This window comes from Sphingobium sp. Leaf26, assembly GCF_001421665.1.
Lineage (GTDB): Bacteria > Pseudomonadota > Alphaproteobacteria > Sphingomonadales > Sphingomonadaceae > Sphingobium.
In genome coordinates this window covers 321,947-345,776 of the sequence record NZ_LMKV01000001.1, presented here as the reverse complement: position 1 = coordinate 345,776, position 23,830 = coordinate 321,947, and the positions used below count along the sequence as shown (strand labels likewise).

Sequence of the window (23,830 nt, the reverse complement as noted above, 5' to 3'; positions counted from 1 at the left end):
GGATGGCGAGTGGGCCGTAACGATTGATAGGCAAGACGCTGCGCGGATTGCTATCTGCGCGGTAAATAGCCATGGCGCGGTCCTGCCTTTCACTTCCGGAACAAACGGACGATGGCACTGCACATCTCTGCCAAGTCTAGGAGAACCGCTGGAAATCTTGGCCTATATCATGGACGACAGGTCGGGAGGTTTTGTCAACGATAGCTATCCCATCGGGATCAGCATAGCAGGTGAGGCATATACTCTGCCGCTGCCCGGCCAGCAGTTGGCTGTGGTGATTCTGGCAGAGATCTATACCAAAAATGGCGCACGTCGCATGAAGGTATCGAACGAGGGTTACACATTTGGCATCGACGCTTATTCGCGTGCCCGCAAGTTCGACCGGATCGAATTTCCCTTCCGTCCATCGCGTGAGAGTGGAAGTGAGCGGGATCGCTTTGATGGTGCCCCTCCTGGCCGATCGGGCGTGCATCAGGCTTCAGGCAGCGGCGTCGTCGTGGCACCGGGTTTGATCGTTACCAATGCCCACGTCATCGAAAATGGCGTCAAATTCCAAGTCGGCCGATCGGGCAACGCTTTAACGCCGTTGGCGGTCGACCAGCTTCATGATCTTGCCTTGTTGCAGGGGCCAGTGGACGGTTTACCGATACCGCTGCGGATTGGTGCGCCTATCTGGCTGGGCGAAGGTGTGCTGGCATCGGGCTATCCCTTGATGAATGTGCTGGGTGCGGACCTCAAGGTGACGACAGGGAATATTTCCGGCCTGACCGGCAGCGGCGGTGACGTGTCCCGCTTCCAGTTCACCGCACCCATCGGTTCGGGATCGTCTGGCGGGGCGATTATTGATGAATGCGGCAATCTGGTCGGCATCACCTCCGCGTCCCTTGCGCATGGCCAGATGCGGGAACGTGGCTCGATCTCGGAGAATGTGAACTTCGGCATCCGCAGCGTCATGGTCCATGAGATGATGGCCGCTGCGGGCTTTCAGCCGTCGTCCACACCGCTCTCCTCCGACAGCGACCGGCGAAACGTCGTGCATCGCCTCCGCAACAGCGTGGTCAGCATTTTGGTGGAGATGTAAGGTCGCCATGGGTTTCAGGTTCAATAAGCGAATTTCGATCCTTCCGGGCGTTCGCGTCAATCTAGGCCTGTCCGGCGCATCCTTGTCCGTTGGTCCTCGCGGTGCATCTGTCACGGTCGGTAAGCGCGGCATCTTTGGAAATGTGGGGTTGCCGGGCACTGGGCTCAGCTACCGCGAACGCCTGGACAAACCCTCTTCCGCCAAGCCACGGTCAACAAAGCGCGTCGCGGAAGAACGTCCGAGCCTGCCAGCACGGTTCAACGCTCGAATGGATGGCGATCGGATCAAGTTCTTCGATGAAGCTGGCCACCCCATTGATGACCGCCTCATCTCTGCGGCCAAGACAGCTATGGGCGAACAGCTCACGGAATTTATGGAAGAACATGTCAGCGCTCGTAACGCGGCTTTCGACAGGCTCAGCCGAATGCATCACGACATACCCGACATGGTGGCGACGGTCCGCGCCGGGAACTCGACAAAGCCTGATCGGGCATCTTTCGGATCGCAGGATGCATTTGTAGAGGCTCTCATGCGTTGGCGCGCGGAGATGGCAAATAATGGCCCCGATCAGGAGTCTCTCGAAAACGCGCTCCTGCAAAGTCTAGGTCAGCTAGACTGGCCTCATGAAACCAACATCGCCATCTCACTTCGCCAGGGCCGTCTGCTGCTGGATGTGGACCTGCCGGAGATTGAAGACATGCCTAGTTCCCAATGGACGGCGGACCGCCGCAGTCTTCAGCTCGCGCTGAAGCCATTGTCGAAGCAAAAAATCGCATTTTGCTATGTGGACCATGTCTGCTCATTGATCCTGCGCCTTATCGGCCATTCCATGGCTACCAGCACTGCGATCGAAACAGTGGCCGTCTCGGCCTACACGCAGAGGAAAATTTCTTCGGGGCAGTCGGAGGATGATTATGTCGCCACAGTGGAAATCTCTCGCACCGCATGGGATCAGATAGATCGGAGGGCGGTGGACGAGATCGATCCGCAGAACCTGCTACGGCGACACGGCGCTCGCATCGAAACCAATGGGCGCGGGATATTCCTGGTGCAGCAGCCGCTCCAGTGACGGAGCATCTCCGCTGGACTATCGTGTTCTTCGACATTTCGCCCTTACCTGAAAGATAACCCCGATCACCATGCAAGAAACGATCTGCTTGCCCACCGGAACGCTGTCGCTGACTGTCGATCAAGGACCCCATCTGCACGATCTGTGTGATTTCGCAGCGCGGGCGAACCCCAAGCGTGGCTTCCTTGTCGTTTCCAAGATATTGGGTCGACACCTGCCGGCAACGCCTAAGACGATGCGTGCTTCGATGCACGACCTCGCCAGCCGATTGCCCGCCGATATGCCGCAACCTGTCGTGTTCCTGGGCATGGCCGAGACTGCCACTGCACTAGGACAGGGCATATTTGCCGCTTTCCGCGCGCGGAGGCCTGATGTCGATGCGGTTTACCTTCAGACGGCGCGCCAGAAGGTCGAGGGAGCGATCTTGCTGGCTGCTTTCGAGGAGGGGCACAGCCATGCGACAACCCACCGTGTTCAGGTCTCGAATAGCGATCTTGCCGCAAAAGCCAGATCAGCGCGCGCCTTGGTAATCGTCGATGACGAATGCAGCACGGGCAAGACCTACGTTGCCGCTGCGGACGCTCTGGCTGCTGTCATGCCCGCCTTGGAAGCGGTCGAAACATGCTGCATCACTGACTGGAGCGGTGGCGACTATCTTGGTGATATGCCCATGACTGCGCGCAGCCATGCGATCCTGCACGGGACAATGCATTGGGAGGCGGGTGCTATGATTGGACAGACCCAACTGGCTCCCACCACCAATGGGGCAGGCGCCGCACCGATAGCCGGGATGCGCAGTAGAACCGGGCTTTATGATGCCGAGGCAGCACGACGTTCGCCACTGTCCGTGCGCACGGGAGAGCGGGTTCTGGTACTCGGGGATGGTGAGCACTCCTATGAGGCGTTGCTCGTCGCGGAGGAGGTGGAACGACAAGGCGGTATAGCCGCCGTCCAATGCATCACGCGCACGCCAGCCCTGATCGGGTCAGCCATGCAAAGCGTGTCGCGCTTTTCCGATGCCTATGGGAGCGGTGCCCCCTGCTTCCTCTATAATATTCTGGCGCATGCGCCCGACAGGATCGTTATCGTCAGCGAAGTTGATGGCGAACAGCTGGCGGAAGCCCGGCTTGCGCTCGCGGAGCTAGGGACTGATTTGCCTGTGGAAACGCTGCTCTGCCATTATCCTGCTGATGGAGTAGCTGCATGAGTCAGCCGATCGCGCTTGTCGATCTGGACGACACTTTGTTCCAGACGGTCGGCAAATGTCCAGGCGGCACGGGCGAGGGACTGCGCCTGATGAGCCGGTTGGTCGATGGCAGCCCCAGCGGCTACGCGACCCAGCCCCAGCAAAACCTTCTGTCATGGCTACGGATCGGGAAGGTGATACCTGTTACCGCTCGCAGCCGCGATGTGCTGGCGCGCGTTCATATTGAGCAGGCTCCGGCCATTTGCTCCAATGGCGGTTGCGTCATTGCGCCGGGGGGAGCCATCGATCAGGCGTGGCATGATCATTTGATGGCGCAGGCGCAGACCACGGATCCGATAGCTGACGTTTATGGCATGCTGACCGCCGATCTGGACAAGGCCGGCTACCGGCATTGGATCGTGGATGAGAACGAACTGCCGCTTTTTATCGTGATTAAGACCAACGGCCCGGATCATGGGGTGCTGGCCGATCTCAGCGCAGCGTCAGCCGACCGTCTTCCCGCCGGATGGCGCATCCATCGCAACGGCAATAACCTCGCCTATCTGCCCCAATGGCTGAACAAGCGCCATGCGGCTGGCTACCTGATAGAGAAGCTTCGCGTGGATGAACCCGCTTCGCCCATCGTCGGAATCGGAGACAGCCTATCAGATGTCGGGTTTATGGACCTTTGCGACTACGCGATGACGCCCACCCAATCCCAACTTTGGCGAACTGTGACGGCGGGCAATGACTGGATCAATTAATGTGGCCATCCCACCAGACACATCTCAGCCGCATTTCTCCGGTTCTTTCGATCCGCGCGATGTGCACATTTTGCTGAAACCCTCAGCGATCCAGCATGTGAACGTAGCTGAGAAAGAGAAGATGATTCAATCTGGCATCAAGCACTACTCGGAGATGCTCTCCCCTGAGAAGGTGCCGGACTCCCGGTATATGACGCTGTATCATGCGGCGCTTGAGCGAAACGCCGGTCGCCTGCGGAACCATATCGAGACGCTGGCGCGCGGAATCGCCGCCCGACCCGAGACGCAGAGCGCATGTGTGATTATCTCCCTTGCTCGCGCTGGGACACCGATCGGGGTGCTCTTAAAGCGCGCGCTCGAACGCATCGGGATCGTCGCACATCATTATTCGATCAGCATCATCCGTGGGCGGGGCATCGACCGTAACGCCCTCCAATATATCTTCGACCGCCACGGCGCGGAACAGGCGATTTTTCTGGATGGGTGGACCGGCAAAGGAGCCATCCGACAGGAGTTGGACAAATCGGTCGAAGAAACTGGTCTTGGCTTCCAGCCCTTTCTGACAGTTGTAGCGGACCCGGCAGGCCAGGCATCACTCGCGGCAACGACGGAGGACTATGTCATTCCCAGTGGCCTGCTGAATGGCATCGTGTCGGGCTTAATCAGCCGATCTGTGCTGACCCGCGAGTTGGTTGGGCCAGATGATTTCCACGCCTGCCTGTTTCAGCAAGAGCATCGCCAATACGACATCTCCAACGCATTTCTGTCCGCGATCGAGGCAGCGCCTGTTGAAAGCGGCCTCAGCAGATGGTCTTTAGCGATTGCGAGCAATGCAAAGGCGCGCTGTCAGAACCTGCTCGATGGCCTTATGCGGGAATGCGGCATAAGCGACGTCAATCGGATCAAGCCGGGGATCGCCGAAGCGACGAGAGCAATCCTGCGACGGGTGCCGGACAAGGTGTTCGTCAGAGATATGGCAGACCCGGAAATCCAGCACATGCGGCACCTTGCCGCGCAGTCTGGCGTTGACATCATTGAGCGCGATCTCCTCAATTACCGTGCTGTTTCCATCATTAAGAAATTGAGGGGCGAGCAAGAATGAACGCGATCGAACTGGGTGCCACCCTCTACACGCCGGCCCTCAATCCAGCCGCGCTCGACAATGCCTATGGCACCATTCCCGATCAGCGCTCGATGGCGATCTGCCTGGAGGATGCCATTCGCGACAACGAGGTTCCCCAAGCCGAGCGGGCGCTAGGCGCGATCCTCAACGCGTTTCACGCAGTTCCACCAAAGATCCATGTGTTCGTTCGACCGCGCGATATCGAAATGCTGGTTCGTATCCTCAAGATGCCGGGCGCTGACGCCATCGCCGGATTCGTGCTGCCCAAAACAACGACAGCCAATCTGGCGCACTGGCTCTCCGTGCTGGTGCATGAGCAACACTCTTTCATGCCGACGATCGAAGGCGACGAGGCATTCGACATCGCAGCGCTTGGACGCCTCAGGGATTTCCTGCTGCCTTATGTCGACCGTGTCCCCGCCATTCGTATCGGCGGAAACGACATTCTGGGCCTACTGGCTCTGCGTCGGTCGCGCAGTCGGACAGCCTATGAAGGTCCGCTAGGCACCGCGATCCGTAATATTGCCGCTTGCTTCCTGCCTCATGGCTTCGGCGTGGCGGCGCCGGTGTTTGAGCATTTTGGGGACAAGGCTCTACTTGCCCAGGAAGTCGAACTGGATCTGGAACATGGCCTGCTGACAAAAACGGCTGTCCATCCATGTCAGATCGCGCCCATTCAACAGGCCTATCGCCCGACGCTCGCTGACATGTGTGATGCGCGTTCGATTCTCGACAGCCAGGCGCCTGCCGTATTCGGATCCGAAGGAAGCATGTGTGAGCCGGCGACACATAGTCGCTGGGCAGGGACGATCATCCAGCGCGCCCAGACATATGGCGTTGCGGGCACCGTTCTGCCCGCGCAGACTATGGTGGCATGAATTGGTGCGCGCTTCCCCTATCCATTTCGTTGAAGGCGTTGTTTCATGAGTGATCTGATATTGGAAGCTCCCGCACCCGTCGTAGCTGTCCCGGTGGAAAAAGCAGCAGGACTGGTGCCCATCGATGGTAGCGTAAAGAGTCAGCTTGAAAGTAAGGCAGACGCGTATGTGGCCGAACTGGTTGCGCTAGATGCCAACAGCCCGGATTTTGGGTCAAAGGTCGCGCAGCTCAACAATCTTGGGCAGCGCGAGGTTGTGGCGCTGGCAACGCAGAGCAATCGCTTCCTCGACCGGCCGACCCGGTCCATGGATGGTGAAGGCAGTGTCGGCGGCTCGCTGGTTGAGTTGCGCCATGTGATCGAGCGACTTGACCCGTCCCGTGATGGTCCACTGCTCCAGCCGCGCAAGCTGTTCGGCTTCATCCCGTTTGGCGACAAGCTCAAGGCATATTTCGACAAATATCAGTCCGCTCAGAGCCACATCAACGGCATATTAGTCACGCTCGCGCGGGGGAAGGACAGCCTGCTTCAGGACAATATCGCCATCGATGGCGAACGGCGGAAAATGTGGGAATTGATGGGCAAGCTGGAACAGATGATCCACATCTCGAAAACGCTCGACGTGAAGATCGAGGATCGAGCGCATCTGATCGAGGCAAGCGATCCCGCCAAGGCAAAGGCCCTGCGCGAGTCTGCCCTGTTTTACGTTCGCCAACGGTCAACCGATCTGCTGACGCAAATGGCCGTCACGGTGCAAGGCTATCTCGCACTCGATCTCATCAAGAAGAACAATATCGAACTGATCAAGGGTGTCGACAGAGCGTCGACCACAACCATCGCGGCACTGCGAACCGCTGTCACCGTCGCACAGGCACTCGCGAGTCAGAAACTCGTTCTCGATCAAATCAGCGCGCTCAACACCACGACCTCCAACATGATCGAAAGCACGAGCGATCTGCTGAAAAGCAATAGCGCGCAAATTCACGAGCAGGCCGCCTCCGCCACCATTCAGGTGGAAACCCTGCAACGTGCCTTCGCCAACATCTATGCCACGATGGACGCGGTCGACGAGTTCAAAGGGAAAGCGCTCGCGAACATGAAAACGACGGTAGACGTGCTTTCACGCGAGACCGAGAAGGCAAGGGGCTACGTCGCCCGATCGCAGGGGAGTGACATCGGAACGCCGTCGGGATCGCTTCTTTCACTGGGCTAACCCGATGTGGTTGCTGTTCCTGTTATTGCTGGGCTTGGCAAGCATGGTTGCGCTGCTCATCTGGCGTGCGACACATGCGTCCAGACGTGCGCGCCGAATACCGAAAGCCAACTTGGTATCCCTTGATGCAAGGCTTATGAGGGGTAGGCAGCAGAACCGCAGCGGGGCGAGGAATGGGGGCAGTTTCGCAATGAGTATCGTCGACAGGCTGAGTCGCCTGTTCAGCAAGACTCCAGTTCCGCCTGTATCGGAAGATCATCGATCGCCATCGCCTGTTCCCGCTATTGTAGTGGATTATGAAGACGAGCGGGTGCCTTCCGGTGCCCAAGACCGTATTCGACGTATACTGGCCAGTTTAGAGGGCGTACAAGTGGCGATGAGCCGCGAAGAAATTCCGAGCTTCAATCGGGTTGATGTCGAGCAAATGCGTGATCTTCACCTGCCCAAGCTGGTCAAAAGCTACATCGACATCCCAGCCGCCCACAGGTCAGAAATTTTTCGCAGAACAGGGAAATCGGCGAGTTTCAAGCTCAACGAGAGCCTTGATCAGATGCAATCGAAGATTGATGATATTCTCAGAAATCTTGCACAGCACGATATTGATGCTTTCGCCAACAATATTAAATTTATAGGACAGAAATATTCGGATGATGACGATCCGTTTAAGTAATGGTTAGGTCTATAAGTAACTCAAAAGCGTTTATCATTGTCGGCAGCCAGTTTTCCGTATCTATCTGTGAATCTCCGCGCTTATGTGCTACGTTATTTATTGCATCTATCGACAAATCTAGCCTTGCTCATTTCGTCATTTCGGACAATGCAACTTTATAGCCTGGACGGCTGATGGTAGCTCCGCGCGGTCAATGCCTGTCTTCACGTCTGACCGGACCTTCTGGGCGTTTAGTCTCAGCGCGGATTAGAGCCCGACAACCCTCATTCCGTGAGTGATGACGATTAAATTGGCTCTAGAGAGCCCGATCTGTTCCGAATCATACCACGGCAGCCCACTCAAAACGTGGGAACAAACGTGGTCTTATATTTTGGGGGTCTGGGGTTTATCGTGTAAAAACAACACGATAAACCCCTTGACTGGTAGCGGAGGAGGGACTTGAACCCCCGACACGCGGATTATGATTCCGCTGCTCTAACCAGCTGAGCTACTCCGCCCCAAAGGGCCTCGCCGGGCGCTTCGCCCTGCGGTGAGGCGGCGCTATACGCAGGGGATGCAGGGTGGTCAACAGCGCTGTGCAGAAAAGTTGCGCGATCATTTTCGGCGCACCTCCCAGCCGGCCGGCAGCGTCGTCGGATACTTCCCCAATGCGTCGTCATCCACGGCTTCCACCGCCTCGCTGACTAGCGGGCCGAGCCTGGCCATGTCGGGATTATGACCGGCGCCCGGCGCGATCAGCCAGTCGGTGGGGTGGCCGGCGGCGGCGAACAGGGCGCTGGCCTGGCCCATGTCGACGCGGTCGTCGGCCGTGCCGTGGATCATCACCAAAGGCGCCCTGATCTTGGTCGCGGCGTCCAGATTGTTCCATTTGTCGGGCAGCAGGGCGCTCATGCCGCCCGGCGTGGATTCGGCCAGTTTGTCGAAGGTGGAGAGGGTGACGACGCCGGCCACCGGCATCGTCGCGGCGACATGCAGCGCCACCGCGCCGCCCAGCGAATGGCCGACCAGGAAGATGCGGGCGTTCGATCCGATCAGGGTACGGGCCTGCGCGATGAAGCGGCGGCCATCGTCTACCATGCTCGCCTGGGTCGGGCTGCCCGGATTGCCGCCGAAGCCGCGATAGGACACGACGATGACATGGTCGCCCCTGCCGGTCAGATGTTCGGCATAGCGCGCGGCAACGCCTTGGTTCGATCCGCGTCCGTGGAAGAAGAGGATGACGTCGCGATCCATCGGTTCGCCGGGCCAGTAATAGCCGGTCAGCGACAGGCCGTCCGCAGTCTTCACCGGGAAGGGCTGTGGTCGAACATGCGTCCATTGGGCGATGTCGATCGTCTTATCGCTCGCCTGGTAGATCTGGTCGCGCACTGCGCCCGCGCAGCCGGCCAGAGTCAGCGATGCGGCGATCAGGCAGGCGGTGAAAGTCCGGCGGAAACGGCTCATCCCTTACAGTCCCCCAAAAGCTGTGCGCAGAAACGAAATGTAACCGCGTTTCCGCCATATATCATGAACCGGCAGGAAACCTTTTTCCGCTTCGCCATTTTTGCCTTGCAATCGCCACAGCGCGGCGCACACATATTGCAATGCACAACCGGCCGCTGGCCGAGGGAGGATCGTCCACTTGCCCTTCCATGAAATGTTTGAGCCGGATGGTTCGATACGCCCTTGCTATGACGAGGTGCAGAAGTGGGTGGAGCGAACGGGCATTGCCGGACTCAATCGCCGCATGGACGAGGCGGAGGCGATCTTCCGCCGCATCGGCATCACCTTCGCCGTCTATGGCGAGGGTGGCGACCCGGAACGGCTGATCCCGTTCGACCTGCTGCCGCGCATCTTCACCGCGCACGAATGGCGCGTGCTGGACAAGGGCATCCGTCAGCGGGCGCGGGCGCTGAACGCCTTCCTGCACGACGTCTATCATCGCGGCGAAATCGTGAAGGCCGGCGTCATGCCCGCCGACATCATCTACCGCAACAGCGCCTATCTGGCCGAAATGGCCGACTTCAGTCCGCCGGGCAAGGTCTACAGCCATATCGTCGGCATCGACATCGTGCGCACTGGCCCCGGCAGTTTCGAGGTGCTGGAGGATAATTGCCGCACCCCGTCGGGCGTGTCCTACATGCTCGAAAACCGCGAGATCATGACGCGCATGTTCCCCGAACTGTTCGCGCAGGGAATCGTCGCGCCGGTGGACGATTATCCCGCCGAACTGCTCAAGAGCCTGAAGGAAGTCGCGCCGCCGGCCTGCAAGGGCGATCCGGTGGTGGTCGTGTTGACGCCGGGTTCGCTCAACAGCGCTTATTATGAGCACAGCTTCCTTGCCGACCTGATGGGCGTGGAACTGGTCGAGCCGGCGGACCTGTTCGTGGACAGCGACCGGGTGTGGATGAAGACCACGCTGGGGCCGAAGGCGGTCGACGTCATATACCGCCGGATCGACGACGAATATCTCGATCCCTTGGTGTTCCGCCCCGACAGCCTGCTGGGCGTGCCGGGCATCTTCAACGTCTATCGCAATGGCGGCGTCACGCTGGCGTCGGCGCCCGGATCGGGCATCGCCGACGACAAGGCGGTCTATATCTACGTGCCGGAGATGATCCGCTTTTACCTGGGCGAAAAGCCGATCCTCGACAATATCCAGACTTGGCAGTGCGGCAAGCCCGACGAAATGCAATATGTGCTGGAAAATCTCCATGAACTGGTCGGCAAGGAGGTTCATGGGTCGGGCGGCTACGGCATGTTGATCGGTCCCAAGTCGACCAAGGATGAAGTCGCCGCCTATGCCGCGCGGATCAGGGCCAATCCCGGCGAATTCATCGCCCAGCCGACGCTGGACCTGTCCACGGTGCCGACGCTCGGCCCGGCGGCGGTGGTCGGTCGTCATGCGGACTTCCGCCCCTATTGCCTGGTCGGCAAGCAGATCCGCCTCGTCCCCGGCGGCCTGACCCGCGTCGCGCTGACCGAAGGGTCGCTGGTGGTCAATTCCAGCCAGGGCGGCGGTGTGAAGGATACCTGGGTGATGCAGGACTGATGATGGTCATGGAGAAAATCATGCTCACCCACGCCTATTATAGCCCCTCCCCTTCAGGGGAGGGGTTGGGGTGGGGCTTGGCAACCGGGCGCGGCGATTGGGGCGAAGCCCCACCCCCGGCCCCTCCCCTGAAGGGGAGGGGGGGAAAGCGATGCTGAGCCGGACCGCCGAAAATCTCTTCTGGATGGCGCGCTATATGGAGCGGGCGGAGGCGACCGCGCGGCTGCTGACCATGGGGCAGCGGATGGCGATCCTGCCCGGCGCGCATCATCGCGACGAATGGCGCTCCGTCGTGCGGGCCACCGGATCGGGCCACCAGTTTCCCGAAGGCACGATCGTCACCGAAAGCGACGTCGTCTCCTTCCTGATGCTGGACCCCGACAACCCGTCCTCGATCCGCTCCTGCCTGCTGAAAGCCCGCGCCAACGCGAAATCGGCGCGCACCATGCTGACGCAGGACATGTGGGAAGCGCTGAACGAAGGCTGGCGCAAGCTGGACAGCTACGACGTCGGCGAAGCCCGCCAGCAACTCCCCACGCTGATCGACTGGGTGAAGACCCGCGTCATGACCTTCCGCGGTGCCGCCCATTCGGGCCAGTTGCGCAACGAAGGGCATGACTTCCTGCGCTGCGGCTCCGCGCTGGAGCGGGCGCAGATGACGTTGCGGCTGCTGGACGTCAAATATTATGTCCTGCTCCCCGAAACCGAAGTGATCGGCGGCAATCGCGACCATTATCAATGGACGTCGGTGCTGCACGCGCTGTCGGGCAGCCGTGCCTATCACCATGTCTATGGCGGCACCTACACGCCCTGGCAGATCACCGACTTCCTGATGCTCAACCGTCTGTTCCCGCGCAGCGTCGCCTATTGCTACGACCAGTTGGCCTACAGGCTCAATCGCCTCGCGGGCTGGCATGATGCGCGCGCGGCCAGCAACGACACGGTACAGGAAATGGTCACCGCGCTGGAGACGCTGGACAGCGGCGAAATCTTCCGCTTCGGCTTGCACGAAACGGTGCAGCATGGCCTGTCCATGACCAACAGGCTGGGCGCGGAAATCGCCCAGGCCTATCATTTCGGTTGATCCGGGGCAGGGGGAGGGGCGTCGATGAAATTGCTCGTTCGTCACCAGACCGTCTATCGCTACGCCGCCGGGGCCGGCCGGGTGGCGATGCGGCTGAAGCTGATGCCGGTCGATACGCCCGCGCAAATGGTGCTGGAATGGCAGGTCAGCGTGAATGGCGAGCCGCTCACCGGCTTCCACCCCAATAGCTATGGCGAGAGGGAGGCGATCTGGATTCGCCACGACCGGATCGACCATGCGACCATCGTCGCGGAGGGGCTGGTCGACACCCGCGAAAGCCATGGCGTCGTGGGGCATCTGCGCAGCCGGGTCGATCCCCGCTATTTCCTGCGCGACACCCGGCTGACCCGCGCATCGGACGGCATCGCCGCCATGGCCCGCGACCTGCCCGAACAGGACGGCCCGCTCGCCACGCTCCACGCCCTGTCCTCCGCCGTCAGCGACGCGGTCCAGTATCGCGCCGGCGTCACCACGTCGGATACGACCGCCGCGCAGGCCTTCGCGCTGGGCGCGGGCGTGTGTCAGGACCATGCGCAGGTCTTCATCGCCGCCGCCCGCTCGATCGGCATCCCCGCCCGCTATGTGTCCGGCTATCTGCTGGCGGGGGAGGGCGATGCGCTGCACGAAACCCATGGCTGGGCCGAAGCCTTCCTGCCGCAGCTTGGCTGGATCGGGTTCGACCCGTCCAACCGCGTCTGCGTCACCGAACGCTATCTGCGGCTCGCCAGCGGTCTGGATGCGGAGGAAGCCGCGCCGATCCGTGGCTCGGTCATGGTGGCGGGCGACATATGGATTGACGCCGACGTCCGTATCGCGCAGGCGGAGGACGGAGTCGAGGAACGGCAGTTGCAACGGCAGCAACAACAAAGCACCCCGCCGCCCGACTCTGCGGGTTGAACCACGCGACCGCCTGCGTCCGACTCAGGCATCGCGGCAGAGAGAAGCAGGAGATCAGGGGGGCCGTGACTTATTGTGTGGCCGTGCGCGTGGACCAGGGACTGGTCATGCTGTCCGACACCCGCACCAATGCGGGCATGGACAATATCGCGCGCTTTCGGAAAAGCTTCACCTATCATGTGCCGGGCGAGCGCGCGATCACGCTGATGTGTTCGGGCAACCTGTCCATCACCCAGGGGGTGAAGGCGACGCTGAGCAAGGCGATCAAGGAATCGCAGCTCGACCCCGACGTCGAAACCATCCTCAATTGCGAAACCATGTACCGCGTGGCGCAGATCGTGGGCGAAGCGATGCAGACCATGCAGCACCGCTATCGCTCCAACATCGAAATGGGCGGCTCCGGCGCCAGCGCGTCGATCATGATCGCGGGCCAGCGCAAGGGCGGCAAGCCGCGCCTGTATCTCATCTATTCCGCCGGCAATTTCATCGAGGCGACGGAAGACACGCCCTTCTTCCAGATCGGCGAGCATAAATATGGCAAGCCGATCCTGGACCGCATCATCCATCGCGAAACCACGCTGGAGGACGCGACCAAGGCGGTGCTGGTGTCGATGGATTCGACGCTGCGCTCCAACCTGTCCGTCGGCATGCCGCTCGACCTGACGGTGATCCCCACCGACACCTACGACTTCCGCGTCCGCACCCGCATAGAGGCGGACAATGAGGAATTCCTGATGATCTCCCAGGGCTGGAGCGCGGCGCTGCGCAAGGGGTTCGAGGATTTGCCTAACGTGCTGGATTGAGGGGGTGGGGTGGCGTAAAGTCGGGTTTGCGCCACTACTCGCCATTTAGAGGCCAATGCCCCGTGTCGGAAAGCGGACGCATTCTGAATTTACAAATATCTATCACACTGCGTTAGACCTTGACGCGCTTGCTAAGATTTTTATCAGGGTATTCATAGAACTTGCCTGAAAAGCGCGAGGATAATTCCTCGAAGGAACACCACCGTGGAGGCAAAATGAAGGCCATAGCCTTTTTCAACAATAAGGGTGGAGTAGGAAAAACTACCCTTCTCTGTAATGTCGCCGCCTACTTCGCTGAAATGGGCTTAAGAGTCTGCGTTGTTGACTGTGATCCCCAATGCAATGCATCACAATATCTCTTTCACGATGATGTTCTCGCAGGCGAGATAGAGGATAAGAATAAAAATATCGAGAGCTTGTTCGCGGGTCTGATGGCAGGGGAAGGGCATGCTTCGCACGTTCCTCTGAAGAGATCAGCTGCCTTTAGCGTGGACGTAGTTTGCGGAAGTCCTGGCCTTTCCATGGCGGAAGATTTTTTAGCGGAGGAATGGGCAAGACTTAATACGCCACGTGGCCTATCTAGCACCATGGTTTTTGAGAAGATGCTCAAAAATCTCACAAATTATGATTACGTATTTTTTGACGTTAGCCCTTCACTTGGCGCGATAAATAGAACTGTTCTTTTGTCGTCAGATTACTTCATAAGTCCTATGTCTATCGACATATTCTCTCTCAAGGCATTCGAGAATATCAGCCGATGGATGGAAAAATGGAAATCTAATTGGGACTATGCGGTAAATAGCCCTCAGCATGATGTTCAGAGCGAATCAGTTCTCGATGCCAAAGAAATTAATGGTGCGAAATTCATTGGCTATGTTTCTCAACAATACATTGCAAAACGTGACGCAAGTGGCGAGCGTAGGCCCGTCAAGTCTTATGACGAAATCATCAAACAGATCGACGGTCAGATTGATAAGCATTTCAATGGGCAATTGCTGCCGCCAAAGCCTTATGAAGTAGGCAAAATTCCAAATTTGCACAGTCTTGCACCGATGTCTCAATCTAACAGAAAGCCAATTTTCTCGCTATCTGCTGCTGACGGTGTGGTAGGGGCGCACTTCGCGAAGGTGAAAGAGGCGAGAGTAATATTTGCAGAAGTGTCAGCTGAAATCCTGAAACGGATAGCCTGACAAATGCTGATCGAGGAATGGCCTAAGCCGCTCATCCGGGACATTGCTCGGAGACGCGCAATTTTTGTCATAGGGTCAGGCGTATCTCGTCATGCCCTTGGGGCAGATAAAGCTACGCGTCCACCAATATGGAAAAGCTTTCTTCTTGATGCTGCTGGGCGCTTTCCCAGAACAGCTGAGACAGAGCATATCTATAAAGCAATTTCAGAAGGCGATCTCTTGCATGCGTGTGAATGGCTTAAAGATCGGTATGATGAGGATTGGACTGCATACCTACGGTCAAGGTTTGCCGACCCGAACTATTCTCCTGGTGAGTTGCACAAGCTAATTGCTTTGCTCGATACCCGTGTGGTTTTTTCGCTTAATTTCGACGACATTTATGAAAATAAAAGTAGAGAGATAAATGAGGCGTCGCAGTTTATCAAGAATTACGGAGACCCTGATGTATGTGAATTTCTGAGAAATGACGCGAGGTACATCGTAAAGGTTCATGGAAATCTATCATCTCCTGCAACCTTGATATTTACGCAAGAAGATTACGCAAAAGCACGTACAAAACATAGCCTATTTTATTCTGCATTTGACGCCGCACTAATGACCCATACGTTTTTATTTATCGGGTGTGGATATGGTGATCCTGACATTAATTTGATATTAGAAAACCAAGCGTTCAGTACCCAGCCCGGCTCTATAAACCCGCATTATTTTTTGACATCTGATGAAATACCAGAAGATATGAAGAAATCTTTGAGAAAAAATCGAAATCTCAAGACTTTATGTTACGATAAAATTGATGACGACCATAGTGGCCTAGTTGCGGCTATCGAGAGCTTGAATACTTGCGTCACGGATGCGCGCTCGGCTCTCATAGAGAGCGCAAATTGGTGAAGCTGCGACTAATGTGACCGACCAGGGAGTAATCTGCACAGGTGTGGAGGCGGGATTGCTGGTTCACTAACGGCTGCGCGCGGTTTTGAATGCCCATAGAAAAGGTACTCTGCTTAGTCTGCTTTCCCGCGCCCATGTCAAAAACCTGCCATTCCTCTTTCGGCCATCACCGCCACCCCAACATCCTTCCCAAATAGGATTTCCTCTGATCTACCCTTGGCATGGATCAGCCTCCCTCCCTCCGTCCCCACAAAACGCCCCACATCCCCACACCCAAATCACGCCCGCACCCCCCAATAGGAAGTGACGCTTCGCGAGCGCCTTCGGGAAGCTTCGCGAGAGCCTTGCGAGCGCTTCCGGCCCTTTTTGCCCCGCCACACTGTGAACTTCGCGGCTCCCCCCGCACTACCTCCAAAGCGCCGCTTGCCCGTCCCCATGCAAATCCATCGCTTGGCACCTTCGGCCACGCTGCCTATCTCTCTGGCCGACCCGAATCATAGCTGAAAGCCCGTCCATGACCGCCACCCATTCCACCCGCATGCTCATCCTCGGTTCCGGCCCGGCCGGTCTGTCCGCCGCCATCTATGGCGCGCGCGCGGGTCTGGCGCCGATCGTGGTGCAGGGGATGCAGCCGGGCGGGCAACTGACCATCACCACCGACGTCGAAAATTATCCCGGTTTCAAGGATGTGATCCAGGGGCCGTGGCTGATGGAGCAGATGCAGGCGCAGGCTGAACATGTCGGCGCGCAGATGATGTACGACCAGATCGTGGACATCGACCTGTCCGAACGCCCCTTCCGCCTGCGCGGCGACGGCGGCACGCTCTATGTCGCCGACACGTTGGTCATCTGCACCGGCGCGCAGGCCAAATGGCTGGGCGTCGAGGGCGAGGAGCATCTGCAAGGCAAGGGCGTGTCCGCCTGCGCCACCTGCGACGGCTTCTTCTATCGCGGCAAGAAGGTGGTGGTGATCGGCGGCGGCAACACCGCGGTCGAGGAAGCGCTTTATCTCACCAACCACAGCCATGACGTGACGCTGATCCATCGCCGCGATTCGCTGCGCGCCGAAAAGATCCTGCAAGCCCGCCTGCACGCGCACCCCAATATCAAGGTGCTCTGGAACAAGGCGGTGGACAGGTTCGTCGGCGGCGGCACGCCCGAAGGTCTGGTCGGCGTCGACCTGATCGACACGGTGACCGGCGAAAAGTCGCATGTGCCGACCGACGGCGGCTTCGTGGCGATCGGCCATCATCCCGCGACCGAATTGTTCGACGGCAAGCTGCCGCTCGACGAAGGCTATATCGTGGTGGAAAAGGGCACGACCCACACCGCGATTCCGGGCGTCTTCGCGGCGGGCGACGTCACAGACAAAATCTATCGTCAGGCGGTGACGGCGGCGGGCATGGGCTGCATGGCCGCGCTCGATGTCGAGAAGTTCCTGGCGGAACAGGATTTCGAGGCGTTGGTGGAGGCCTGATCGATACAGGTGGTGGGCCGGTCAGCCCGCCACCTTGGCCTGCGCGAAGGCAACCAGCGACCCGAACGTCTCGAACGTGTCGCCATCGATATCCTCATCCTCGATCAGGATGTCGAAGCGGTCCTCCATCTCGGTCAGCAGGCCCGCGACCGCCATGGAGTCCAGTTCGGGGAGGGCGCCGAACAGCGGCGTGTCCGCGCCGAAGCCATCGACCTGCGCCTGGGGCAGGCTGAGGACGTCGCGCAGCAACGCCCGCATCAGGCTGTCCACATTGATGGTCCGGTCGTCCGGCTGAGAATTTTGCGCCTGCATGATGGCCGCTTCACTAATGGTTCGCTGCCTAACCTACAAGCGCGGAAATGGCGGTACGGGCGGCGGGCAGCCAGGCGGAGGCGCACCGGGGGTTGAAGGCGTCGATCCGGTAGAGCGGAATGCGCTGCTCCATCCAGTCGGTCTTGTAGCCATTGTCGCCGGTGCCATAGTCGATCAGGCGCACCCGGTCCCCGTCGATGGCGCGCTCGAACATGGCATGGCTCAGCAAGGTGCCGGGGGAAGCGCGGTCATGGGCGGCATCGTGGCTCAGCTTGTGGATCAGCGCGACGCCATTCTCCACCGTCCAGAGCTGCGTCGCCACCGCGCGGCCGTGCAATTGGGCAAAGCCCAGCCGCAACGTCCCCGCCGCGCTTTCCCGCTCGGCCAGATCATGGAGGAAATCGAGGCCCGGCTCCGCCTCCTTCCAGCTACGGTCATGCACATCGACATAGTCCCGCCACAGATCGTCGGTCAGCCGCCGGGCGATCGTCAGGGTGAAAGGACTGCCGCGCCCCTTGCGTTTCACCAGACTGCGCAGCTTGCCCGGCCGCGACGCCCAATATTGCGCGAAGCTACGCCCCTCGACCGGCAGCAGATGGCGGCCGCCCATCGCCCGGCGCACTGCGAACCAGCCGGCGTGGCGCAACGCCTGCATCATCGGCGCGCCGTCCTCCAGCGGATAGAGGCCGATCTGGGCGCTGGTCGTCAGCAGGTGTCGGGCGATGCGTTCCAGCAGGCGCTGCTGCATCGCCGGGTTAGGGTGGCCGATGAAGGCTGGCGCCCAGCTAAAACTATACCAGTTGGCGAGTGCGCCGACATGACGGGCCGAGGGTGCGAGCAGGAAGAGCCAGGCTTCCCGCCCATCCTCCTGCGCCGTCAGGATGCGGACGGGCGTGCCAGCCATGCAATGGGCGTGCAGCGCGGCATACCAGTCCAGCCGGTCGAACAGGCCGGGCGGATGGGCACGATCCAGCCGGCCGGCCAACGGTTGCCGCACCTCATCCAGGCTGTGATATTCCCTTACGCCCCGCAACCGACTATCTCCGCCCCAGTCACTGGTTACGCATAGAGTAAAAACATCGCCATGGAGTTAAGCATCTGTGACTGATCATTGTCCCATGATCGACGGGGCGCAGGTGCAGCCGATCGACCATCTGCTGCTGTGCGGCGATCCGGCGCGGGCGGCGCTGGACGGCCGGTCGGGCAGCTACAGCTATGCGGAACTGGAAGAAACGCTGGGTCGGCTGGCGGGGTGGCTGGCCGGGTTCGGGCTGGAGAAGGGCGCGCGAGTCGGCAGTTGGATTGCCAAGGGGCCGTTGGCGGCGCTGATGCCGCTGGCCGCGCCGCGCGCGGGGCTTGTCCATGTGCCTATCAATCCACTGCTCAAACATGCCCAGGTGGCGCATATCCTGGCGGACAGTGGCGCGACGTTGCTGATCGGTACGGCGGCGCGACTCGACAGCCTGTTGCCCAGCGACGTGCCCGTCGGTTGCCGGTTGCACCGTGAAGATGACGCCGCCTGCGCGATGAGCGGTGGCGTGGCCATCGGTCCGTCCGAAGCCGCGCCAGACGATCTGGCGGCGATCCTTTATACCAGCGGCTCGACCGGGCGGCCCAAGGGCGTGATGCTGAGCCATGCCAATCTCTGGCTGGGGGCCGTGGCGGTCGCCGATTATCTCAAGCTGACGCCGCAGGATCGCACGGCCTGCGTCCTGCCGTTCAGTTTCGATTATGGACAGAATCAGCTATTGTCGACCTGGGTTTCGGGTGGGTGCGTCTATCCGCTCGACTATCTGACGCCGCGCGATGTGGAAAAGCTGGTCGATCGGCGCGACATCACGACGCTGGCGGGCGTGCCGCCGCTTTGGGTGCAACTGACCGAACTGGACTGGCCGGAGGCGGTGGCGAGCAAGCTGCGGCGCCTGACCAACAGCGGCGGCGCGCTGACCCGGCCGTTGGTGGCAAAGCTGCGCGCGCTATTTCCACAGGCGGACCTTTATCCCATGTATGGCCTGACGGAGGCTTTCCGCTCTACCTACCTGCCGCCCGCACTGGTCGACACTCATCCCGATTCGATGGGCAGCGCCATTCCTTTCGCCGAGATATTGGTGGTGCGCCCTGACGGCAGCCTGACCGAGGATGACGAGCCGGGCGAACTGGTCCATTGCGGGCCGCTGGTGGCGCAGGGCTATTGGCGCGATGCGGTGCGGACCGCCGAACGGTTCAAGCCCGCGCCGGTTGCTTCGCGCTACAGCGGCATGGCGGTCTGGTCGGGCGATACGGTGCGGCGGGATGCGCAGGGATTGCTCTATTTTGTCGGTCGCGACGATGCGATGATCAAGTCCGCCGGCAACCGGATCAGCCCGACCGAGATCGAGGAGGCGGCCGTCGCCGTGCCCGGTGTGGCCGAAGCGGTGGCGTTGGGGGTGAAGGACGATAGGCTGGGGCAGGCGGTGCGCCTGCTGCTGCGCTCGGCCGACCCGAACGTCGCGCAGGCTGTCGCCGCCCATTTGAAAAGCGAACTGCCCAATTTCATGCAACCCAAGGATATCGTTGTGCTTCCAGACTTTCCCCATAATCCCAACGGCAAGATCGACCGGGTCGCGCTGGCGAAGGAATATGGCGCATGAAGCCGATGGGGCCGATTCCTGCCTGGTTCGGTGCGGAAGAGGGCATGCTGGTCATTGGTGGCTGCGGCGCGGCCAGTTTGGTGGACGAGGCCGGCGATACGCCGCTTTTCGTCTATGATATGGACATTGTCGCAGCGCGGGTGCGCCGTTTCCGCGAAGCGATGCCCGATGCGCTGCATCTGCATTATGCGATCAAGGCGAACCCCTATGCGCCGCTGCTGGCGCGGATGGTGGGGCAAGTCGACGGCTTCGACATCGCATCCGGTGGCGAACTGGCGATGGCGCTGGACGCCGGAATGGCACCGAATCGGACCAGCTTCGCCGGGCCGGGCAAGCGTGGCGACGAACTGGAAGCCGCGATCTTCGCCGGGGTGACGATCAATCTGGAATCCGAAGGAGAGGGGCGTCGGGCGCTTGCCGTCGCCGATCGGATTGGCAAGCGGCCGCGCCTTGCCGTGCGGGTCAACCCGGACTTCGACCTCAAAGGGTCTGGCATGCGCATGGGCGGCGGGGCCAAGCCGTTCGGGGTGGATGCGGATCGGGCGGCGGCGCTGGCACGTGCGATGATCGACGCGGGGGCGGACTGGCAGGGCTGGCATATCTTCGCCGGCAGCCAGAATCTCGATCCGTTGGCGATCATCGAAACGCAGGCAGCCACGATCGCGCTGGCCGCCCGCCTGTCCGATGCGGTGGGCGCCGTCCCGCCGCTGGTCAATCTGGGCGGCGGCTTTGGCCTTGCTTATTTCCCCGGTGACAGCGGCCTGGATATCCGCCCGATCGGCGTCGCGCTGGACAGCGCGTTGGACGGCCTGCCGGACATATTGCAGGGCAGCGCTTTCGCGATCGAACTGGGTCGCTGGCTGGTGGGCGAGGCCGGCGTCTATCTGACCCGCGTAATCGACGTGAAGGTCAGCCAGGGCGAAACCTTCGTGGTGGTCGATGGCGGCCTGCATCACCAACTGGCGGCCAGCGGAAATTTCGGCACGGTCGTTCGGCGCAACTATCCGATGGCGGTCGCCAACCGGTTCGGCGTGCCGCCCGCCGTTGATCCGGTGACCGTCGTCGGGTGCCTCTGCACCCCGATAGACAGGCTGGGCGACAAGGTGGCCCTGCCGCCGGTTAAGGAAGGCGACCTGATAGCCATCTTCCTGGCCGGTGCCTATGGTGCGTCTGCCAGTCCGACCGCTTTTCTTGGTCATCCAAGTCCTCGCGAACTTTTACTTGGCTGATTTGCGCAGGACTTAACTCCTAACGGTATTTTTACCCTTTCCCGCCATGAAGGTAATCGGAGCCATATGCCGACCGGTCGCCTGTCCTTCGTTGGCGGTCGCTGGCGCATGGCCGCGCGAAGGGATGAGATTATGCGTTTTGTGTCGGTTTCCAGGCTTTTGATCGGTGTGTCACTGCCCGCCGTCGCCTTGTCGGGCTGCGCCTCCGCGCCGTCCGGGCCGCAATTGCCGCCTGCCTCTTTCGTGTCGACACAGGAAGGGCCGGGTGAGGAATATATCATCGGTCCGCTCGACGACCTGACCATCTTCGTGTGGCGCAATCCTGAACTGGGCGCGAAGGTTCAGGTGCGCCCCGATGGTCGCATCACCACGCCGCTGATCACCGACATGCCGGCCGTGGGCAAGACGCCCAAGATGCTGGCCGACGATATCAAGCTGGCGCTGACCCAATATATCGAAAATCCGCTGGTGTCGGTCATCGTCAACAATTTCAGCGGCACGTTCAGCCAGCAGATCAGGATCGTGGGCGCGACGGAAAAACCGGCGTCCATTCCCTATCGCGCGAACATGACCGTGCTGGACGCGATGATCGCGGTCGGCGGTCTTAGCGAATATGCCGCCGGCAACAAGGCGCGCCTCGTCCGCTTCGACAAGGAGACGGGCAAGCAGAAGGAATATCAGGTTCGCCTGGGCGACCTGCTGAAGAAGGGGGATACGCGCGCCAACGTGCTGCTGTCGCCCGGTGACGTCATCATCATCCCTGAAAGCATGTTCTGATCATGGCCGGTCTTTACGACGAACTGTTGGTCCTGCTGCACGGTATATGGAGCCGCCGCTGGGTGGCGCTCGCCGTCGCCTGGGGCGTGTGCATGCTGGGCTGGCTGGGCGTGGCGCTGATCCCCAACGCCTATCAGTCCAAGGCGCGGGTCTATGTGAACACCCAGTCTCTGCTGGAGGACAAGGTGGGCATCACCCAGGTCCAGTCGCAACAGGATCTGGACCGGGTGCGCAGCACGTTGGCCAGCGCCGAGAATCTGGAGAAGGTCGTGCGCGACACCGACCTGTCTCAGACCGTGTCCGGTCCGCGCGACATTGCCGCGAAGATCACGACGCTGCGCGAAAATATCACCGTCATGGCGCAGGCCGATCCCAGCATGATCGACATCAGCGCCATTTCGGCCGATTCGGGCCTGTCGGATGGCGCCAATGCGCGTATCGCGCAGCAGGTGGTGCAGAAGCTGATCGATATCTTCCAGGAAGAAAATCTCTCGGGCGACCGCAATCAGACCAAGCAGAGCCTGGCCTTCCTGGACCAGCAGATCGCCGCGCGCGGCAAGCAACTGGAAGCCGCCGACCAGCGCCGCGTCGAATTCGCGCAGCGCTATATCGGCCTGCTGCCCGGCGCCGGTTCGATCAGCCAACGTATGGATGCGGCCCGCGCGGAAATCAGTAATATCGATTCGCAGTTGGTGCAGGCGCAAAGTGCTCTGAGCGCCATGAATGGACAGCTTGCCGGCACTCCCGCGACCCTGCCAGGCACCACCGCCTCGGGTGGCGTGTCGCCGCTGGCGCAGGCGCAGTCGAACCTGGCGTCGATGAAGGCGCGCGGCTGGACCGCCAACCATCCCGATGTGATAGCCGCCCAGCGTGAGGTCGATGCGCTGCGCAAGGCGGGTGGTGGCGCTGCCGCTGCTGCCGGTAGCACGCCCAACCCGGCCTATCTGTCGATCCGGTCGATGCAGGCCGACCGCGCGGCCACGGTGCAGGCGCTCAGCACACGCAAGGCGCAGTTGCAGGGCGATCTCAACACCATGATGTCGCGTCAGGTGAATGAGCCGGGCGTCGCGTCGGAGCAGGAAAAGATCGAGAGCGACTATGCCGCGCTCAAGGCGCAATATGACAAGCTGGCCGCCGACCGCGAGGAAATCCGCCTGCGTGGCGATGTGAAGACCGAGACGGGGTCCGTCCAGTTCCGCGTCATCCAGCCACCCAGCACGCCCACCGCACCATCGGCGCCGAACCGGCCGCTGCTGTTGCTGGGCGTCCTGATCGTGGGCATAGGTGCGGGCATCGGCGTGGCCTTCGCGCTTGGTCAGTTGAAGGGCACGTTCCCGACTGCCGCGCGGCTGGAAAAGGTGATCGGCCTGCCGGTCGTCGGATCGATCAGCCAGACGGTGAGTGCGTCGCAGGTCGCCATCGACCGGCAGCGCATGAAGTGGTTTGCCGGCGCGAGCGGGGGGCTGGCGGCCGTCTGCCTGCTGCTGATCGTCGTCGAATTCGTCCAGCGCGGTATGGCGTGAAGGAGC

At 60.5% G+C, this 23,830-nt stretch carries 22 protein-coding genes and 1 tRNA gene; 19 read left to right on the top strand and 4 right to left on the bottom strand.

Translation table 11 applies throughout. From position 1 onward, the window contains the following. Positions 1–157 precede the first annotated feature (157 nt). From ASE85_RS01645 to ASE85_RS01610, 8 genes are all read left to right on the top strand, one after another. The gene (locus ASE85_RS01645; RefSeq protein WP_235523151.1) at positions 158–1,081 is read left to right on the top strand and encodes a S1C family serine protease; all 924 of its coding nucleotides are present in this window, start codon (positions 158–160) and stop codon (positions 1,079–1,081) included. Positions 1,082–1,088: 7 nt separating this feature from the next. Beyond that, positions 1,089–2,150 (top strand): DUF4236 domain-containing protein, encoded by a 1,062-nt coding sequence (locus ASE85_RS01640; protein WP_082462611.1) that lies wholly within the window; start codon positions 1,089–1,091, stop codon positions 2,148–2,150. 70 nt (positions 2,151–2,220) lie between these two features. Beyond that, positions 2,221–3,357 carry a phosphoribosyltransferase domain-containing protein gene (locus tag ASE85_RS01635; RefSeq protein ID WP_056682446.1) on the top strand — a complete coding sequence of 379 codons (1,137 nt, stop codon included), beginning with the start codon at positions 2,221–2,223 and terminating at the stop codon, positions 3,355–3,357. Then, complete coding sequence (locus ASE85_RS01630; protein WP_056682442.1) at positions 3,354–4,100, top strand: hypothetical protein; 747 nt, start codon at positions 3,354–3,356, stop codon at positions 4,098–4,100. The genes ASE85_RS01635 and ASE85_RS01630 overlap by 4 nt, the downstream gene beginning before the upstream one ends. Before the next feature lies 1 nt (position 4,101). Beyond that, entirely contained in the window at positions 4,102–5,202 is a 1,101-nt protein-coding gene (locus tag ASE85_RS01625) for a cysteine protease StiP family protein (RefSeq protein WP_235523149.1), read from the top strand. Further along, the gene (locus tag ASE85_RS01620; RefSeq protein WP_056682435.1) at positions 5,199–6,101 is read left to right on the top strand and encodes an HpcH/HpaI aldolase/citrate lyase family protein; all 903 of its coding nucleotides are present in this window, start codon (positions 5,199–5,201) and stop codon (positions 6,099–6,101) included. Before ASE85_RS01625 ends, ASE85_RS01620 begins: the two co-directional genes overlap by 4 nt. A gap of 45 nt (positions 6,102–6,146) precedes the next feature. Next, positions 6,147–7,313, top strand: a complete 1,167-nt coding sequence (locus ASE85_RS01615) for a toxic anion resistance protein (protein ID WP_056682432.1) — start codon at positions 6,147–6,149, stop codon at positions 7,311–7,313. Between the two features lie 4 nt (positions 7,314–7,317). Beyond that, on the top strand, positions 7,318–7,983 hold the full coding sequence (locus tag ASE85_RS01610) for a hypothetical protein (protein WP_235523147.1): 666 nt from the start codon (positions 7,318–7,320) through the stop codon (positions 7,981–7,983). A gap of 420 nt (positions 7,984–8,403) precedes the next feature. Here the strand turns inward: ASE85_RS01610 and ASE85_RS01605 are convergent. Together ASE85_RS01605 and ASE85_RS01600 are read right to left on the bottom strand one after the other, a co-directional pair. Continuing rightward, a tRNA-Met gene (locus ASE85_RS01605) sits at positions 8,404–8,480 on the bottom strand. 97 nt (positions 8,481–8,577) lie between these two features. Further along, complete coding sequence (locus tag ASE85_RS01600; RefSeq protein WP_056682429.1) at positions 8,578–9,426, bottom strand: alpha/beta hydrolase; 849 nt, start codon at positions 9,424–9,426, stop codon at positions 8,578–8,580. Positions 9,427–9,604: 178 nt separating this feature from the next. Between ASE85_RS01600 and ASE85_RS01595 the strand changes: the two genes are divergently transcribed. From ASE85_RS01595 to trxB, 7 genes are all read left to right on the top strand, one after another. Further along, the gene (locus tag ASE85_RS01595; RefSeq protein ID WP_056682426.1) at positions 9,605–11,014 is read left to right on the top strand and encodes a circularly permuted type 2 ATP-grasp protein; all 1,410 of its coding nucleotides are present in this window, start codon (positions 9,605–9,607) and stop codon (positions 11,012–11,014) included. Between the two features lie 151 nt (positions 11,015–11,165). Further along, positions 11,166–12,098 carry an alpha-E domain-containing protein gene (locus tag ASE85_RS01590; RefSeq protein ID WP_056682423.1) on the top strand — a complete coding sequence of 311 codons (933 nt, stop codon included), beginning with the start codon at positions 11,166–11,168 and terminating at the stop codon, positions 12,096–12,098. 24 nt (positions 12,099–12,122) lie between these two features. Beyond that, positions 12,123–12,995 carry a transglutaminase family protein gene (locus ASE85_RS01585; RefSeq protein WP_056682420.1) on the top strand — a complete coding sequence of 291 codons (873 nt, stop codon included), beginning with the start codon at positions 12,123–12,125 and terminating at the stop codon, positions 12,993–12,995. 65 nt (positions 12,996–13,060) lie between these two features. Beyond that, entirely contained in the window at positions 13,061–13,798 is a 738-nt protein-coding gene (locus ASE85_RS01580) for a peptidase (protein ID WP_056682417.1), read from the top strand. A gap of 215 nt (positions 13,799–14,013) precedes the next feature. Continuing rightward, a complete protein-coding gene (locus ASE85_RS22150; protein WP_082462610.1) occupies positions 14,014–14,988 on the top strand; it encodes a ParA family protein in 975 nt (324 codons plus the stop codon). A gap of 3 nt (positions 14,989–14,991) precedes the next feature. Then, positions 14,992–15,876 carry an SIR2 family NAD-dependent protein deacylase gene (locus tag ASE85_RS22145; protein ID WP_082462609.1) on the top strand — a complete coding sequence of 295 codons (885 nt, stop codon included), beginning with the start codon at positions 14,992–14,994 and terminating at the stop codon, positions 15,874–15,876. Positions 15,877–16,390: 514 nt separating this feature from the next. After that, a complete protein-coding gene (gene trxB / locus ASE85_RS01565) occupies positions 16,391–17,353 on the top strand; it encodes a thioredoxin-disulfide reductase (RefSeq protein WP_056682407.1) in 963 nt (320 codons plus the stop codon). A 21-nt stretch (positions 17,354–17,374) separates the two neighbouring features. Here the strand turns inward: trxB and ASE85_RS01560 are convergent, their stop codons facing one another. Beyond that, on the bottom strand, positions 17,375–17,665 hold the full coding sequence (locus ASE85_RS01560) for an acyl carrier protein (RefSeq protein ID WP_056682405.1): 291 nt from the start codon (positions 17,663–17,665) through the stop codon (positions 17,375–17,377). A gap of 28 nt (positions 17,666–17,693) precedes the next feature. Further along, on the bottom strand, positions 17,694–18,698 hold the full coding sequence (locus ASE85_RS01555) for a GNAT family N-acetyltransferase (protein ID WP_156358149.1): 1,005 nt from the start codon (positions 18,696–18,698) through the stop codon (positions 17,694–17,696). Between the two features lie 85 nt (positions 18,699–18,783). Between ASE85_RS01555 and ASE85_RS01550 the strand changes: the two genes are divergently transcribed. The 4 genes from ASE85_RS01550 to ASE85_RS01535 all read left to right on the top strand — a co-directional run bounded on the left by ASE85_RS01550 (position 18,784) and on the right by ASE85_RS01535 (position 23,824). Further along, on the top strand, positions 18,784–20,295 hold the full coding sequence (locus tag ASE85_RS01550; RefSeq protein WP_056682400.1) for an acyl-CoA ligase (AMP-forming), exosortase A system-associated: 1,512 nt from the start codon (positions 18,784–18,786) through the stop codon (positions 20,293–20,295). Further along, entirely contained in the window at positions 20,292–21,524 is a 1,233-nt protein-coding gene (locus ASE85_RS01545) for a pyridoxal-dependent decarboxylase, exosortase A system-associated (RefSeq protein WP_056682397.1), read from the top strand. Before ASE85_RS01550 ends, ASE85_RS01545 begins: the two co-directional genes overlap by 4 nt. Before the next feature lie 132 nt (positions 21,525–21,656). Beyond that, positions 21,657–22,301, top strand: coding sequence for an XrtA/PEP-CTERM system exopolysaccharide export protein (locus tag ASE85_RS01540; protein WP_056684208.1), 645 nt, complete (start codon positions 21,657–21,659; stop codon positions 22,299–22,301). 2 nt (positions 22,302–22,303) lie between these two features. After that, a complete protein-coding gene (locus ASE85_RS01535) occupies positions 22,304–23,824 on the top strand; it encodes an XrtA system polysaccharide chain length determinant (RefSeq protein ID WP_056682393.1) in 1,521 nt (506 codons plus the stop codon). Positions 23,825–23,830 lie beyond the last annotated feature (6 nt).